The sequence below is a fragment of the Methanofollis aquaemaris genome (assembly GCF_017357525.1).
GTDB classification, from domain to species: domain Archaea; phylum Halobacteriota; class Methanomicrobia; order Methanomicrobiales; family Methanofollaceae; genus Methanofollis; species Methanofollis aquaemaris.
Genome location: NZ_CP036172.1, coordinates 1,005,555 through 1,021,400, shown reverse-complemented (window position 1 = coordinate 1,021,400; position 15,846 = coordinate 1,005,555). Strand labels below are relative to the sequence as shown.

12 protein-coding genes are annotated in these 15,846 nt (G+C 61.5%); 7 read left to right on the top strand and 5 right to left on the bottom strand.

The genetic code is table 11. The annotated features are described in order from the left end of the window. Positions 1-11: 11 nt before the first annotated feature. Both RJ40_RS05000 and RJ40_RS04995 read right to left on the bottom strand, forming a co-directional pair. A complete protein-coding gene (locus RJ40_RS05000) occupies positions 12-4,946 on the bottom strand; it encodes a PKD domain-containing protein (RefSeq protein WP_265582256.1) in 4,935 nt (1,644 codons plus the stop codon). A 276-nt stretch (positions 4,947-5,222) separates the two neighbouring features. Continuing rightward, entirely contained in the window at positions 5,223-6,551 is a 1,329-nt protein-coding gene (locus RJ40_RS04995; RefSeq protein ID WP_265582255.1) for a glutamine synthetase family protein, read from the bottom strand. Positions 6,552-6,644: 93 nt separating this feature from the next. Between RJ40_RS04995 and RJ40_RS04990 the strand changes: the two genes are divergently transcribed. Genes RJ40_RS04990 through RJ40_RS04975 form a run of 4 tightly spaced genes read left to right on the top strand, consistent with a single transcriptional unit; the run spans position 6,645 to position 10,964 of the window. Continuing rightward, entirely contained in the window at positions 6,645-7,694 is a 1,050-nt protein-coding gene (locus tag RJ40_RS04990) for a class II glutamine amidotransferase (protein WP_265582254.1), read from the top strand. Beyond that, positions 7,694-9,205: a glutamate synthase-related protein gene (locus tag RJ40_RS04985; RefSeq protein ID WP_265582253.1), complete on the top strand. Its 1,512-nt coding sequence runs from the start codon at positions 7,694-7,696 to the stop codon at positions 9,203-9,205. Before RJ40_RS04990 ends, RJ40_RS04985 begins: the two co-directional genes overlap by 1 nt. A gap of 2 nt (positions 9,206-9,207) precedes the next feature. After that, positions 9,208-9,945, top strand: coding sequence for a GltB/FmdC/FwdC-like GXGXG domain-containing protein (locus tag RJ40_RS04980; RefSeq protein WP_265582252.1), 738 nt, complete (start codon positions 9,208-9,210; stop codon positions 9,943-9,945). A 5-nt stretch (positions 9,946-9,950) separates the two neighbouring features. Further along, complete coding sequence (locus RJ40_RS04975) at positions 9,951-10,964, top strand: Coenzyme F420 hydrogenase/dehydrogenase, beta subunit C-terminal domain (protein ID WP_265582251.1); 1,014 nt, start codon at positions 9,951-9,953, stop codon at positions 10,962-10,964. 31 nt (positions 10,965-10,995) lie between these two features. On the opposite strand, the gene RJ40_RS04970 is transcribed toward RJ40_RS04975, so the two are convergent. Beyond that, on the bottom strand, positions 10,996-11,268 hold the full coding sequence (locus tag RJ40_RS04970; protein WP_265582250.1) for a zinc ribbon domain-containing protein: 273 nt from the start codon (positions 11,266-11,268) through the stop codon (positions 10,996-10,998). A gap of 191 nt (positions 11,269-11,459) precedes the next feature. Here RJ40_RS04970 and RJ40_RS04965 point away from each other — a divergent pair, with 191 nt between their 5' ends. From RJ40_RS04965 to RJ40_RS04955, 3 genes are all read left to right on the top strand, one after another. Then, the gene (locus RJ40_RS04965; RefSeq protein ID WP_265582249.1) at positions 11,460-12,821 is read left to right on the top strand and encodes an ammonium transporter; all 1,362 of its coding nucleotides are present in this window, start codon (positions 11,460-11,462) and stop codon (positions 12,819-12,821) included. Further along, positions 12,818-13,156, top strand: a complete 339-nt coding sequence (locus tag RJ40_RS04960; protein ID WP_265582248.1) for a P-II family nitrogen regulator — start codon at positions 12,818-12,820, stop codon at positions 13,154-13,156. The genes RJ40_RS04965 and RJ40_RS04960 overlap by 4 nt, the downstream gene beginning before the upstream one ends. A gap of 310 nt (positions 13,157-13,466) precedes the next feature. Beyond that, positions 13,467-13,817: a hypothetical protein gene (locus RJ40_RS04955; RefSeq protein ID WP_265582247.1), complete on the top strand. Its 351-nt coding sequence runs from the start codon at positions 13,467-13,469 to the stop codon at positions 13,815-13,817. 52 nt (positions 13,818-13,869) lie between these two features. Here the strand turns inward: RJ40_RS04955 and cca are convergent, their stop codons facing one another. Further along, positions 13,870-15,240 (bottom strand): CCA tRNA nucleotidyltransferase, encoded by a 1,371-nt coding sequence (gene cca / locus RJ40_RS04950; RefSeq protein WP_265582246.1) that lies wholly within the window; start codon positions 15,238-15,240, stop codon positions 13,870-13,872. Beyond that, positions 15,230-15,799, bottom strand: coding sequence for an RNA 2',3'-cyclic phosphodiesterase (gene thpR, locus RJ40_RS04945; RefSeq protein ID WP_265582245.1), 570 nt, complete (start codon positions 15,797-15,799; stop codon positions 15,230-15,232). The genes cca and thpR overlap by 11 nt, the downstream gene beginning before the upstream one ends. Positions 15,800-15,846: the final 47 nt, after the last annotated feature.

Sequence of the window (15,846 nt, the reverse complement as noted above, 5' to 3'; positions counted from 1 at the left end):
AGCCACCTGTCTCATGTTCTGTCGGTCTCCATGGCGCGGTGGACCGTCACGACGTCGTCGAAGTCGATCCGGCCGTTGCTGTTGTAGTCGAAGACCCGCGGGTTCTTCTGCGAGAAGATGCTCTCGAAGTGCTCGAAGTAGACCCTGACATCGTCGGCGTTCAGGGTGCCGTCGCCGTTCACGTCCTCGAAGAGGCCGTCGCCGTCACCGTCGCCGGGGATGTGCGTGCATCCGGGGAGGGGCGAGAGGCCGACGACATCGATGGCGCCCGGCCTGCAGATTACGACAGTCTCTTCGCTGTTGTCTGTGTAAACCACAGCGTCGCTGACCGTGATCCCGGCTGTGCCGTCGGTAAGACCTTTGACCTTCAGGGTGGCGAGGACGACATCCTCGGCACCTGCCTCGATGGTGTTGCCGTCGTCGCGTGCGGAGAGAGTGACGGTGGTGCCTGGCACACCCGAGTACGAGAGGGTGTCCGCCATGGAGGCCGAGGTCACGCCGGTGATCTCGGCGTGCGTATTCTCAAGGCTGACTGTGAGGCTGATGTTCTTCAAGCCTTCAGGGAAGTGATCCGCCACGATGGCGACCTCGCGCTCGGTGCCGGCGGCGACCATCGCCGGGGCCGGCGCAAACGAGATCACCGGTGCGATATCGGTGAGGGTGACGTTGTCGAGCCATCCGCAGTTTTCCCCGGTGGTGCTGCTGTATGAACGCTTCTCATACACCCACCGCAGGGTGTGCTCGCCCCTCGCCAGGGTGTACGTCGTGCGCTGCCATCCTTCGTCGGTGCCGGCGATCTCGTCCTGCACTTCGCCGTCGATGGAGAAGTTGAGGGCGTCTGAGGACTTCATCGAGTAGCCCTTATAGGAGGAGACCTTCCAGTCGAAAGTGAGGTTCTTGGGGCCGGTGACGGTGGTCTGGATCCATGACTGCTGGTGGCGCTCGTCGATGGCGCCGCTCTGCCCGCAACTCCCGCCGGTGAAGGACTCGTTCAACTGGACGAACCATGGGGCGTCGCCACCGGTCTTCCAGACGAGGCCTTCGGCGTCGAGGGCCTCCTCGAAGGTCGGGGTGACGGTGATGTAGCCGTTCTTGACCTCCATCTGGCCTTCAGGGGCGGTGTCCTTCTTCACGATGAGGGTGACATTGTAGACACCGGGCGTGGTGTAGGTGTGCGTCTGGTTCCTGCCGACCGTCGACTCCTTGTCGCCGAAGTCCCAGGCCCAGCGGGTCGCGGTGCCGGTCGTGTACCCGGTGAAGTCAACGGTGAGCGGGACTTCGCCCCAGGTGACGTTGCCGACAAAGTCGGTGTCGTCTACGGGCGTGAAGGTGACATTGTCGACCCAGCCGCAGTCCTCCATCATATCGGAGGTGGAATCTTTCTCGTACACCCACCTGACGGCGTGCGTGCCGAACCCGAGCCTGTACTCTTCTTCTGTCCAGTTCTCAGGGAAACCGAAGAGGTTCTTCTCCTCTTCCCCGTCGATGTAGAGTCTCAGGTAGTCGTGCCTGGGTTCAGAGGAGACGTTCCAGGCAAAGGCGAGGTAGCCTGGGCCGGTGATGTTTGCCTGGAGCCAGGACTCCTGGCTGCTGCCGATGGCGCCGCTCCGCGCCGAGGTGGTGCCGATGTGGACGCAGTCGACGTCGACGAACCATGGGGCGTCGCCGCCGGTGGACCACTCCAGGTCAGGGGCCTCGACGGCCTCGCCGAGGGTGGCGAAGGGGACGAGCGTGATGGTCTGCGTCGTGGTGCTGGTGCCGGCGTCGTTGGTGACCGTCAGGGTGACAGTGTACTCCCTGACCTCCTCGAAGGTGTGGGTCGGGTGCCGCTTGTCAGAGGTGGCGCCGTCGCCGAAGTCCCAGGACCATGCGGTAGGGCATCCTGCAGAGGTGTCGTTGAACTGCACTGTCGCCGGGGCCATCGCCCGCGTCACATTGGCCTCGAAGGCGGCCGTCGGGAGGATGGCGCCCGAGGTGTAGGTGACATTGTCGAGGTGACCGCAGTCGTTCTCTTTGTACCGGTATTCGTTGGAGTAGGTCCACCTGAAGGTCTGCTCGCCGGGCGGGACTTCATAGTATACGCCAGGCCAGTCTTTGCCGTCATGGGTTCCCTTGATCTCTGAGACCGGGACGCCGTTGGCCGAGAACTTCAGCAGCCCGCTGTAGGTGGTGGCACTGGAATTGATGTTCCAGTTGAAGGTGAGCACGCCCGGACCAGTGACCGTCGCCTCGATCCAGGAGGTGTTCTCCTTGGATGAGATGACCCCGCTCCTCGCGGAACTTCCGCCCTTCAGGGCACAATAAAGGTCAGTGAACCATTCGGCGTCGCCGCCGGTCGTCCAGACAAATTCGTCGGGAGCGTCGGCCGCAGTGCCGAGCGAGATGGCCTTGACGACCTTCATCGTCTTTGTCACGCTGTCGGTGCCGAGGACGGCCTTGCCGTCAGCGTCCTTCCCGACGATGTTGGTGACCGTCAGGGTGACCGGGTACTCGCCGGGGTTGGTATAGACATGGGTCGCCCGCTCCGTGGTGGCCGGTGCCGAATCGTCGCCGAAGTCCCAGGACCATGCGGTCGGGAAGCCGGTGGAGTTGTCGGCAAACTGCACGGCCAGGGGCGCCATGCCGCGGTCCTCGGTCACGTTGGTGACGAAGTCCGCGACCGGTTCGCCGCCGCCGTAGGTGTAGGTGACGTTGTCGAGCCAACCGCCATTCTCCTCGGCGTCGGTTGTGGATGTTGAATAGGTCCAGGTGACAGTGTGAATGCCGTGGCCGATGTGGTAGGTCTCATGGTACCAGTCGGAGCCGTGCTGGATCTTCTTGTAGAGGTCGTCGTACTGGTCGGCGTCGTCGACTGCGAACTCCATCCTGCCCATTGCCATCCCATATACCTTGCCAGGCTTCACTTTCCAGTCAAAGGAGAGGGTGCAGGGACCGGTGACGGTGGTCCGGACCCAGGAGTTCTGGCTACAGGTCAGTGCCCCGGCGCTCTTGCCGGCGCAGGCACCGACATACTCTGGGCCCTTCACGACCGACCAGGTGGCATTGCCGCCGGTGGTCCACGCGAGGTCAGGGGCGTCCAGGGCCTCGGCAAGGGTGACCTCGCCGACCGAATGGATATACCCGGTCTTTGTCTCGGTCTCCTCCACGCCGTCTCTGGTGACGGTCAGGGAGACGTCGTAGGTGCCGGCCTCGAAGGTGTGGACCGGGTGCTGCTCGTCGGAGGTGGTGCCGTCGCCAAAGTCCCAGAGTCTGAAGGTGATCGCGCCGGTGCTCTGGTCGGTGAACTGCACGGTGAGCGGGGCTTCACCGCCGGTGGTGTTGGCAGTGAAGGCGGTGGCGATATGCTGGGTGTAGGAGACATTGTCGACCCAACCGCAGTCCTCGCCTTCTGGCTCATCAGTGAACCGGAAGTAACACCACTTGAGGGTGTGCTTGCCAGGTGCGATCTCAGCGGTACACTCCTCCCACGTGTGGTTGGTACCATTGATACTGGAAATGACATTCTCGTCTTCGTCAATTGCGAAATAATAGTATTCCTCAGTGCTGGAGGAGACGTTCCACCAGAAAGTGAAGGTGCCGGGGCCGGTGACGCTGGTGAGGAGGTTTGATTCCTGGTAACTGTATTCAAGCGGACCGCTCCGTGCGCAGCCGCCGCCTTTCACGCCGTTCTCAGTGTCGACCGTCCATTCAAATGCTCCATCTGTGGTCCACTCAAGGTTCGGGGCGTCGAGGGCCTCTTTGAGGGTGGTGGGTTCTGGCACCGCCTTCGGGGTGAAGGTGACGTTGTCGAGCCAGCCGCCGTTCTCGGGTTTGTCACTCATCTTGGCCGCGTAGGTCCACTGCAGTGTGTGCTCGCCCTCGCCGAGGTCGAAAGACTCATGCGCCCAGTCTTTAGTCGCCGTGATCTTCCTGTAGTTGTTCCCGTCAGATGAGGTCGCACCGTCGATGGAGAATTCCAGGCTGCCCTGGGATCCGAACATAGAGTTATACTGGATGTTTGCCTTCCAGTCGAAGGAGAGGGTGCCGGCGCCGCTGACTGTGGTGTTGATCCCGGTGGACCCAGAGCTGGAGAGGCAACCGCTTCTGGCACTGTCTCCATCTGTCACGCCGTCCGTGATGTCGACGCCCCAGGTGGCTTTGCCGCCCGTGGTCCAGGCAAGGGAGGATGCGCCCACAGCGTCGCCGAGAGTCCGGGCCTGTACGACCTCGATGAACTCTGTCTTCTTGACCGTGTCAGGAGACCCACCTTTCTGGACGGTCAGGGTGACATCGTAGGTGCCGGCGTCCTGGTAGACATGGACCGGACTCTTCACGGTGGCGTGGTCTGGACCGTCGCCGAAGTCCCAGTCCCATCCGCTCACGTCGCCGGTGGAGAGGTCGGTGAACTGCACGGCAAGGGGTGCCATGCCGGTGGTGACGTTGGCGGAGAAGTCGGTACACTCTCCCGCTGCGAAGGTGACCGCGTCGAGCCATCCGCCGTTCTGGTTTTGGACGCCCATGCCCCCTTTGTGATAGGTCCAGGTGAGGGTGTGCTCGCCGGCACTGATCTCAAAAGACTCCTCTGTCCAGACAGACTCGGTGCCGGAGATCTGCTTCTGCTCGGCACTGTCGATCGAGAACATGTAATAGTCACTCGAAGGGGAGGAGACGTTCCATGAGAAGGAGAGAGTGCCTGGGCCGGTGACCGAGGTCTCGATCTTCGAGTCGCCCCAGCTTAAATCCGGCCCGCTCCTGGCAGAACTTCCGCCTTTCACGGCATGTTCGGTATCGACCGTCCACGCCTTTGTGGAGGTGTCGGTCGTCCATACGAGGTCTGGGGCGTCGATTGCCGCCCCAAGGGCTGTGTCTTCGGCGGCAGCGGGCATGACCAGCACACAGCAGAGGAGCGTGACGGCCACGGCCAGTGCGGCCGCGCGAGTATGGTGTTCTTGTTTACATCGGTACATGGTTCAACCAGTTCTATGAATTCTATGTCTGATCGGTATGGTTGGATGAATGAAAAATGCTCCCAAATACCTTTGATTGCGATTTTATGATCTATTTATGGGCAATATTAAAATATGGGTCCATATCATAGTTGTTTAATCTGTTGAACTCCAGGCCAATGTACATAAATAGATTTCTGCCGCTCAAACGGCCGTTTATCTCATGGAAGAGAGCGGTGTGGTGCTCAACGTATGGGATGGAGCGCGACTAAAAATAGGGGAAGTGAGTCCTGACCCTCAGTGCTGGTAGAAGTAGTGCTCCACTTCCCAGGGGTGGACCATCGAACGGTAACTGTCCCACTCCATCTCGGTGAGCCTGGTGAGGTTCTCGACGACGTGGTTCCCCAGGACCGAGCAGAGGAGTTCGTCCTTCAGCAGGTACTCGTTCGCCTCAAGGAGGTTGTCGGGCAGGGTGTCGATCCCGGCGGCCTGTCTCTCTTCATTCGAGAGCTCGAAGATGTTCTGGTCGGCGCTTGCCGGCGGTTCGATCCTGTTCCTCACCCCGTCCATCCCTGCAGCAAGGATCACCGCAAAGGTGAGGTAGGCGTTGCAGGTCGGGTCAGGGCTGCGCAGTTCCATCCTGGTGGACTTGCCGCGGGGGGAGGGGACCCTGCAGAGGGCCGTCCGGTTCGAGGCGCTCCATGAGATGTAGACCGGCGCCTCGTAGCCGGGGACCAGGCGCTTGTAAGAGTTGATGGTGGGGTTCGCGATCCTGGTGATACCCCGGATGTGCTTCAGGACACCGCCGATGAAGTGCAGGGCGGTCTCAGAGAGCTGGCGCGGTGCGTCCGGATCATAGAAGACATTCTCGCCGTCCTTGAAGAGCGAACAGTTGGTGTGCATCCCGCTCCCGTTGATCCCATAGATCGGCTTGGCCATGAACGTGGCATGAAGGTCATTCATGAGGGCGATTGTCTTGGTGGCGAACTTGAAGGAGACCACGTTGTCCGCCGTCTGGAGGGCGGGTCCGTACTTGAAGTCGATCTCATGCTGGCTCTTGGCCACCTCGTGGTGCGAGGCCTCGACCACAAAGCCCATCTCGGTGAGTGCGAGGACGATGGCCCGTCTCACATTCTCGGCAAGGTCGGTGGGCGCGAGATCGAAATACCCGCCATGGTCCTGGAACTCAAGGGACGGCCTCCCGTTGATCATCTTGAAGAGGAAGAATTCCAGTTCAGGTCCGGTGTTGAACTCGTACCCGTCCCTGGCCGCGTCGGCCACGACCTTCTTGAGGATCTGCCGCGGGTCGCCCTCGAACGGTCTCTTGTCCGGGAGATGGACGTCACAGATGAAACGGGCGACCCGTCCTTCTTCCTTCCTCCAGGGGAGGAGGGTGTAGGTCGCCATGTCGGGCTTCAGCACCATGTCGGACTCTTCGATCCTGGCAAAACCCTCGATCGATGAGCCGTCAAATGAGATGCCATCGGTCAGGGCCTTCTCTGCCTGGACGGGCGGGATCGCCACATTTTTCGGTTGCCCCTGGAGGTCGGAAAACTGCAGACGGATAAATTTGACGTTGTCTGCTTTGATTCTCTCCAGCAGTGCTGTAACCTCATCGGCTGGCATAATGGAAACATGGTTCCACCCAATACTATATATGGTTACTGGGTCAACTGGTTGCGAGCACTGCCACCCTGTTGGGTGGTGTTGGAGCGGATTATGTGTGGAATCATCAGTGTCGTCGACCGTTCGGGGGCGGCGATGGACGGCGCCAGGATCAGAGATGCTCTCGCGATGATGAATGAACGGGGCAGCGGCGAAGGTGCCGGGTATGCGGTGTACGGTGCTTACCCCGAGTATGCCGAGTGCTACGCCCTCCATGTATTCTTTGACAATATCATCGAGACCAAGGCCGCGCTGGACACCCTCCTTGAGACCTGGGGAGCGATCGTCCATGAAGAAGAGATCCCGACCTATGAGCAACCGCACCTGAAGAAGGTCCACACCCCGTGGCGCTACTTCTTCAGGCCCGATCCCTCGCTGATGACCGGGACGCCCTCGCCTGAGGAGGACATCGTCACCTATCTGGTGATGAAGGTGAACACCGCGATACCGGGGACGTTGATCTATTCTTCCGGTAAGAATATCGGGGTCTTCAAGGCGGCAGGATGGCCCGAGGAGGTCGCCGATTTCTACCGTATCCAGGATTATAAGGGTTACATCTGGCTCGCCCACAACCGCTACCCGACCAACACCCGGGGCTGGTGGGGCGGGGCCCACCCCTTCAATCTCCTGGACTGGAGTGTGGTGCATAACGGCGAGATCACCAGTTACGGCACCAACCGCCGGTATATCGAGAGTTTCGGTTACAAGTGCACGATGTTCACCGACACCGAGGTGGTGGCCTATCTCGTCGACCTGCTGGCGCGTCGGCACGGCCTCGACGAGGGCCTCGCCGTCCGTGCACTTGCCCCGCCGTTCTGGGACGAGATCGACGGGATGCCCGAGCGCGAGAAGAATCTATACCGGGCCATCCGTCTCACCTACGGTTCAGCGATGATGAACGGGCCGTTTGCGATCGTGGTCGCCAACCGGGACGGGATCGTCGGGTTCACCGACCGGATCAAACTCAGGCCCCTGGTCGCCGCCGAGGAGGGGGACCGCCTCTATATCTCCAGTGAAGAGGCGGCGATCCGGAGGATGGCCCCTGAACTGGACCGCGTCTGGATGCCGCGTGCAGGCGAACCGGTGATCGGGAGGGTGCGCTGATGGTGCTGGGGAGTGTCCCTGTGAAGTACAGGGTCACCATCGACCGCGACCGGTGCATGGAGTGTGGGCGGTGCATTGAGAACTGTCCGTATGGGACGTTCAGATGGGAGGGCGACAAAATCACCGCCGTCTCCAGGAACTGCACGGCATGCCATCGCTGCATCGCCATGTGTCCCCGCGACGCGATTGGTCTGGAGGAGCGGCCGGTGGACTACCGTTCTCATCCGGTCTGGACCGTCGAGGCGCGGGAGGCGATCTTCAACCAGGCCAGGACCGGTCGGGTGATCCTTGCCGGGATGGGCAATGCCCAACCCCTTCCCTCGATCTTCGATCGCCTCCTCCTCGACGCCTGCCAGGTCACCAACCCCTCCATCGACCCGCTCAGGGAGCCGATGGAGTTGCGGACCTACATCGGCAAGAAACCGAAGAGACTGGAGTTCTCGCGGACCGGGGCCGGCGATGTGGAACTGGAGACGAAGCTCACCCCCAACCTCATGCTTGAGACACCGATCATGATCGGACACATGAGTTATGGGGCGATTTCGCTCAACGCCCAGCTCGCCCTGGCAAGGGCCGTGCATAAGACCGGAACCTTCATGGGGACCGGCGAGGGTGGGATGCACCCCAACCTCTACCCGTACCAGGACCGCCTCATCGTGCAGGTGGCCTCAGGGCGGTTCGGGGTCGGGATCGACTATCTCGAACGCGGGGCGGCGATCGAGATAAAGATCGGGCAGGGCGCCAAGCCGGGGATCGGCGGCCACCTGCCTGGTGAGAAGGTCTGCGCCGATGTCTCCTGCACCAGGATGATCCCGCTCGGGAGCGATGCGATCAGCCCGGCGCCCCACCACGACATCTACTCCATCGAGGACCTGGCGCAGCTGGTGCGTTCTCTCAAGGAGGCGACTGAGTGGAAAAAGCCGGTCTTCGTCAAGATCGCTGCGGTCCATAACGCCGCGGCGATCGCAGCCGGGATCGCCAGGTCGGGTGCCGACGCCGTGGTGGTCGACGGCTTCCGCGGCGGGACCGGGGCGGCGCCGAAGGTCTTCCGCGACCATGTGGGCATTCCGATCGAGGCGGCGGTCTCGGCGGTGGACGCCAAACTCCGCGACCAGGGGGTGCGTAACGAGATCTCGGTCATTGCAAGCGGCGGGATCAGGAACTCCGCCGACGTGACCAAGGCGATCGCCCTAGGCGCCGATGCCATCTATATCGGGACCGCGGCTCTGGTGGCGATGGGCTGCCGGGTCTGCGGCAACTGTTACCGCGGGCTCTGCCCGTGGGGGATCGCCACCCAGCGCCCCGACCTGGTTGCCCGTCTTGACCCGGAGAAGGAGGCGGTGCATGTCGCCAACCTCATCGAGGCCTGGACCCTGGAGGTCTCCGAACTGATGGGCGCAGCGGGGATCAACGCGATCGAGAGTCTGCGGGGCAACCGCGATCGGTTGCGCGGGTATATGCTCGACGAGGGGATGTTAGAGGTGCTGGATGTTCTGCCGGCGGGGGCGTGAAGATGGTCAAGAAAATTGATGCGGCGGGTCTTCACTACACCCCCCTGAACCGGCAGGTGCGCGAGGCGGTGGCCGCGGGCGAGGACGAGATCGTCATCGAGCATGTGCTGGGCCAGCGGTTCATCGCCGACGGTCTGGTGGGCGAGGTGACGCTCGTCGTGAACGGCGTGCCGGGCGGCGATATCGGGATGTTTATGCGGGGGCCGACGGTGGTCGTCCACGGCAATGCCGATCATGCGCCGGGGAACACGATGGAGGCCGGGAGGTTGGTCATCCACGGGAGTGCGGGGGACGCGGTCGCCCATTCGATGCGGGGCGGGATGGTCTTTGTCAGGGACGATATCGGCTACCGCGGCGGGATCCACATGAAGGCCTACAATGCCCGCCACCCGTACCTGGTTGTCGGCGGGGAGGCGCGGGCCTTCCTTGGCGAGTATATGGCCGGGGGGACGATCCTCCTCCTGAGACGGGGCTCAAAAGAGCCCTTTGCCGAACGGGGGCTTGCCAGCGGGATCCATGGCGGCGAGATCTTTGTCAGGGGGGAGGTCGACGATGGCTGTCTGGCGGTGGGTGCGGTGAAAAAATCCTTCGGCGACGAGGAACGCGCCGGGATCAGGCCGCTTATCGAGGAGTACTGCCGACACTTCGGATGCGATGCCGCCCCTCTCCTTGCCGACGACTATACGAGGATCGGGCCGGCGAGCGCCCGTCCGTTTGCCGGGAAATATACGTGGGAGTGAAGAGAATGGCTGAGAAGAATTACAAGGATCTTGAACGCGAAGTCTGGGAGAAAGGGCTCTGCACGCGGTGCGGGGCCTGCACGGCGGTCTGCCCGGCCGATGCCTTCACCTTCCCGCCGGGTTCGCCCGCCCACCCTGAGCCGCCGAGGTACTGCAAGATGGAGGCGGACGATGTATCGTGCGGCTCCTGTTATCTGGCGTGTCCGCGGGTCGAGGATCTGAGTCTGCCAGAGGATCCGGTCGGCGACTATCTCTTGGCGGTGACGGCGAAGGCGACCTTCCCGATTCCGGGACGGCAGAGTGGTGGGGCGGTGACGGCGCTCCTGGTCAACGCCCTTGAGAGAGGCCTGGTCGACGCGGTTGTTACGGTCGCCCAGGATCCCTGGACCAGAAAGCCGCAGTCGGTGGTGATCACCGAGAAGGAGGCGCTCGTCGCTCAGGCGGGGAGCAGGTACAACTGGTGGGTGCCGCTCCTTGCCGCCCTGAAGGAGGCGGTGGTCGTCCGCAAGTATCGGCGGGTCGCCGTTGTCGCCCTGCCGTGTGCGGCCGCGGCTCTCGCACGGATACGTTCGAGCGGCCTCGATCTCCATGCCCCCTATGCCAGGGCGGTCCGCCTGGTGGTCGGGCTCTTCTGCACCGAGACGTTTGACTACGAGCGGTTGATGGAGGGGAAGGTCAGGGGCGAACTCGGGATCGAGCCCTGGGAGATCGAAAGGATGGATGTCAGGGGGAGTCTCAAGGTGACGGCCGGCGAGCAGATCTTCGAGATCCCGCTCGACGAACTGGAGACATGCATCCCCGAGGGGTGCCGGCACTGCACCGATTTTGCGGCGTGGGGGGCCGACATCTCGGCGGGTGCGGTGGGGAGTCCGGAGGGCTACACCACCCTGCTCATCAGGACTTCGGCGGGTAGGGGCTTCTTCGAGGAGGCGATGAACGCCGGTCTCCTTGAGGTGGGGGAACCGGTCGACCTTGCACGGGTGGAGGCCCTGGCGGAGAAGAAGATGGCTCGGAGGTGAGGGGAGCAGCCTCCCCCCTTTCGCCTGGCCTTCAGGACTTCCAGCGTTTGAGGGCGGGGAGAAAAGAATACATCAGGTTTCTGGCTTTTTCATGGGGCATAATGTCCATTTCTGCCATCGTTTTCGCACAGAGCTCGGCCATCTCTTCTATGGTGATATCGGGGTCGATAAATGACCCCTGCCGGTAGCAGTGGACGCAGTAGTCTTCAGAGGGTGACCCGTCCTCTTCGGTTCCGTGTTCGCCGGGATTTCTCATCGGCATCCCGCAGTTCTGACAGAATGGGCCTTCATACTCTTCTTCCATAGTTCAACCTCGTGGGTGTGGCCCTGTGATGGTGCTCATGGGGTCCATAGGATCGGAAATGTCTCTGATTTTATATGTCTGTCGATATGGTCTAACCGGGAAGTGTCCTGGCCCTGCCCCAATGTATACTTTTTTATAGATTGGATGGAAACTTCCTTCTATCTCCTCGCAGAGGAGGGAGCGACACATCCATGCATACAGGACACAGGCTCTTGCCAATTCTGGTCCTCGTCCTTCTGGGCCTCTTTGCCGCGCCCGTAGCGGCTGCAGACCCCGGAGGGGTAACGACCCTTGAAGAAAACCCTGGTGCGGCATTGGACTTCATCTGGATCCTGATCTGCGGTTTCATGGTAATGTTCATGCAGGCGGGATTCTCCCTGGTCGAAACCGGGTTTACCAGAGCGAAAAACGCGGCAAACATCATGATGAAGAATCTGATGGATTTCTCGGTCGGGGCGCTCTCATACTGGGCGGTCGGGTTTGCGGTGATGTACGGAACCGCCGGCACGCTTTCCTGGCTCTTTGGCTGGTCGGGATTTTTCCTGATCGGAGACGCCTACGATGTCTCGACCATCGCCTCGTGGTTCTTCCAGATGGTCTTTGCGGCCACCGCAGCGACGATCGTCTCAGGTGCGGTTGCGGAGCGGTGCAAGTTCTCGACCTACGTGATCGCAAGCATCATGATTACGGCACTCATCTATCCGATCTATGGCCACTGGCTCTGGGGCGGCGGTTGGCTTGCCGACCTCGGCGCCCTTGACTTTGCCGGTTCGGGGGTGGTCCACGCTCTCGGTGGGTGGCTTGCCCTGGCCGCGGCCATGCTGCTCGGTCCAAGGATCGGGAAGTACGGGCCTGACGGTACGCTGAAGGCCATACCCGGCCACTCGGTGACCCTCGGGGTGCTCGGGATCTTTGTGCTCTGGTTCGGGTGGTACGGGTTCAACTGCGGTTCGACCCTTGCGGCAGACCAACTGCGGATCTCAGTCATCGCGGCAAACACCACGCTGGCGGCCGCGGCGGCCCTGGTGACGGCGATGATCATCACCTGGGCCTGGCAGAAAAAGCCCGACGTCTCCATCTCCGGGAACGCCGCGATCGGTGGGCTCGTCGCGATCACGGCGGGCTGTGCCTGGGTGAGCCCGCAGGCCTCGGTCCTGATCGGTGCGGTCGGCGGTGCGGTTGTGGTCTTCGGAGTCTGGTTCCTCGACCATGTGCTCCGTGTCGACGATCCCGTCGGGGTGGTTCCTGTCCATGGCTTCAACGGGGCCTGGGGGCTGCTTGCCCTGGGTATCTTCGCGGACGGCACCTATGGTGGCGTGACCGGCCTTCTGTACGGCAACATGGGGTTCTTCGTCGTGCAGGCGGTATCGGTTGCGGTCAACTTTGCCTGGGCCTTCGGGACGGGCCTCGCGCTCTTCGGCCTTCTCAGAGTGGTCGTGGGGATTCGCGTGTCCGGGACCGAGGAACTCGAGGGGCTCGACCGTGGGGAGCACGGGACTACAGCCTACCCGTACTTCGTAGTCACCGACCCTGCCAAGGAGGTGGATGGATGAAAAAGATCGAAGCGGTGATCAGACCGATGAAGTTCGAGGCAGTAAGGGAGTCCCTTGAGGCGATCGGGATCGCCTCGATGACGGTCTCCGAAGTAAAGGGTCGGGGTCAGCAGAAAGGCGTCATGCAACAGTGGCGTGGTGCCGAGTATGTCGTCGATCTCTTCCCGAAGACCAAGGTCGAAGTGGTCGTCCCTGACGGCCGGGTCGAGGAGGTTGTCGATGCTATTGCGAAGGCGGCCAGGACCGGTCAGATCGGCGACGGCAAGATCTTCGTCCTTCCTGTGGAACGGGCCATCCGGGTCCGGACCGGCGAGGAGGGAGAGGAGGCAATCTAAGCCTTCTCTCTACAATTTTCTTACACCAGTTTCCCGGGGTCCGACTCTGGACCCCGGAAAATGTTGCTATGAAGTTTAGATCTCAGTTCTCCGGAAGCCCTCCGGTCGATCGATCCGATTGTCGGGTCAAGATGAGAGGGGAGATGGCGGATATCTACAGAGTTACATTTTCAAGAGCGGAGATCCCTCCGGCCGTTCAAGGGGCACTCGATTCTTTCATCCGATATATCCGGGATATCGAATGACCGGTCGCTAGAACTCTCTTCTTCTCATCAGATCCCCCTCCAATGACCTGGATCAGAATAATGATATGTCTGAAAATATATTTCTGGTATTCCGGTCTGGAGTTGGGATAATGCACAGAACACTCTCATCAAAATTTGTGATATTGGCCCCTATCGTCATCGCTGAGATATTTCTCCTCCTGGTGCTGATGTATATGGTCTTCGGCATCGAGATCGGCGTGCTTATTTTGCCTTTCTTCTTCGTACTCTTTCTGGGCCTCCTCTGTGCAGGGATGATGTGGGCAAGGGAGAAAGTGCGAAAAGAAGCCGAAACAAACGAGAGACTCCGGGTCTTTTCAAAGTCACTCGAAGGTATTGACGAAGTCGCCAGGGCGATCGAGGATGTTTCCGGGCAGGATAAAAACTCAGGGCCGTGACATCTGTTGTGCGGTTCGACGAGTGAAAAAATGGATCGTTGGGCGGTAGTGCCTATTCTTCCCGCTCCCGCAACACTCTTGTCAGGGGCGTTTCCTTCTGCAGGAACCGGGTGAGGAAATCGGCGAACTCGGGGCTCCAGCACTCCGAACCCTCAAGCACCACCCATTCCTTCTCCATTGCTTTCTTCACATGCTTGCCCAGGCCCACGCCGAGCACCTCAGGCGAGGCCAGGAGGTCGGCGGCATGCGTGTACTTCCGTTCCACCTCGACGATGTACCGTCCGTCCTCGATGTACGGACCAGCGAAACGCTCGCACTCGCGCCATTTGCCCGCAAACTTCTCGGCATTCGATCGACTCCAGACCGGCGGGCCGATGTGCCTGACGACCGCCGGCATCTCCCGGCAGAAGAGTTCGAAGAGGAGCAGACACCGTTCCTCCCCCATCACTTCTTCGGCACGATTCACCAAAAATCCTGAGCGCTCAAGAAGTGCCCGCATCCCCTCCAGACTCCGGCGGAGTTGCGGGACGACGACGTCGGGGATGAAGGGAGGGGTCTCGAAGGAGACCGCAAAGAGATGCGTCCCGCGGCGGGCGGCCTCGACCTCGAACTCCTCCAGGGTGAAGGGTACCACCTCCGGCGGGAAGAAAAAGTCCTCCGAGGGTACCTCCAGGTAGCCCCGGCAGAGTTCGACGAAGGCGAACATCTTGGAGATGGAGACCGAGGCCGCCACATTCCGCCTTGGGTCCACCGGGTCGATGACTACCATCGGGTCGTCGAAAGACCTGGCCGCGTGCTCTTCGAGATCGATGAAGAGTCCGGGCTTCCAGCGGGCTGCGGCCTCGATTAGCGGCGTGAACCCCCCATAGTGGAGGACCAGCAGTTCGCAGAGATACCCGGCAAACCCTTCGGTCATCTGGTCGGAACCGTACACCCCACCAGCCTTTGTAAACTGTTTCAGAAGGAGGACGTCCTCGACGAGCGGTGCGATCCGTTCCCTGATATAGCGGGTGTGGAACGGCGTCCGGTCGACCGCGCTCCTGATCTCCGCCCCGCTCGCCACCCGGTAGCAGGGGACCAGGTCGACGTCCATTCCATGAATGGTGGCATTGATGTACGGGTGCTCGGCGTACTTCTCCCGCCAGTCGGTTCCGAACCGCTTTGCAACGTCCCTCGCAAGACCAAGCCCGTACTCTTCCAGCGCCTCGCGTGGGAGCTCCGGGTCGTAGAGCATGAAGATGTCCAGATCGCGGTCGCCCCGTACCCAGGTGCCGCGTGCCACCGAACCGACGAGCATCGCCTCGGCCCGGCCGGAGAGGTTCACCGCCCCGATGATCTCCTCGGCCACCCCGAGGACTTCCTGCTGTTCGGGCGGGCGCGGCTTGATCCGTCCGAGCACCACCTCTTCGACATTACTTCTCACCCAGAGACACCTCCATCAAGGTCTCGTAGATCGGACCGGTCCTGGTCAGGGTACTCTTCTTGAGGATGATCGCCCTCACCTCGCATGCTCCTGGTTTGGCCGTGGCGAGATCCTCGATCACCTCAAGGAGCGACGGGTCGAACTCACGCACCCGCGCCAGGGTGATATGCGGGGTGAACTGCCGTTTTTCCCGTTCGAACCCGAGCGGTTCAAGGGCCTTCTCCACCGCCGCCGCCAGACGTGCCGTCTCGCCGCCGTCCGCCACCGTGCACCAGACGACCCGCGGCCGGCGCCGGTTGCTCCCCTCGACCCCTCCGACCGTGAGGGTGAAGGGCGCGCCCCGCACCCCGCGCAGTGCCTCTTCCACCTGCTCGATCCGCTCAGGCTCCACCTCGCCGAGGAATTTGAGGGTGATATGCGCCAGCGTTGGGTCCACCATCTTCAGCCGCGCGTTACAGTCACCGAGGTGCACCTGTGCGTCCCGCAGCCCCTCTTTTATCTCTTCAGAGAGTTCTATTGCGACAAAGGCCCGGACCATACCAGCATGATATGCCACCATTCTACAAAGCACCATCGCACGAGATCACAACCTTCATTCTCTCTCCC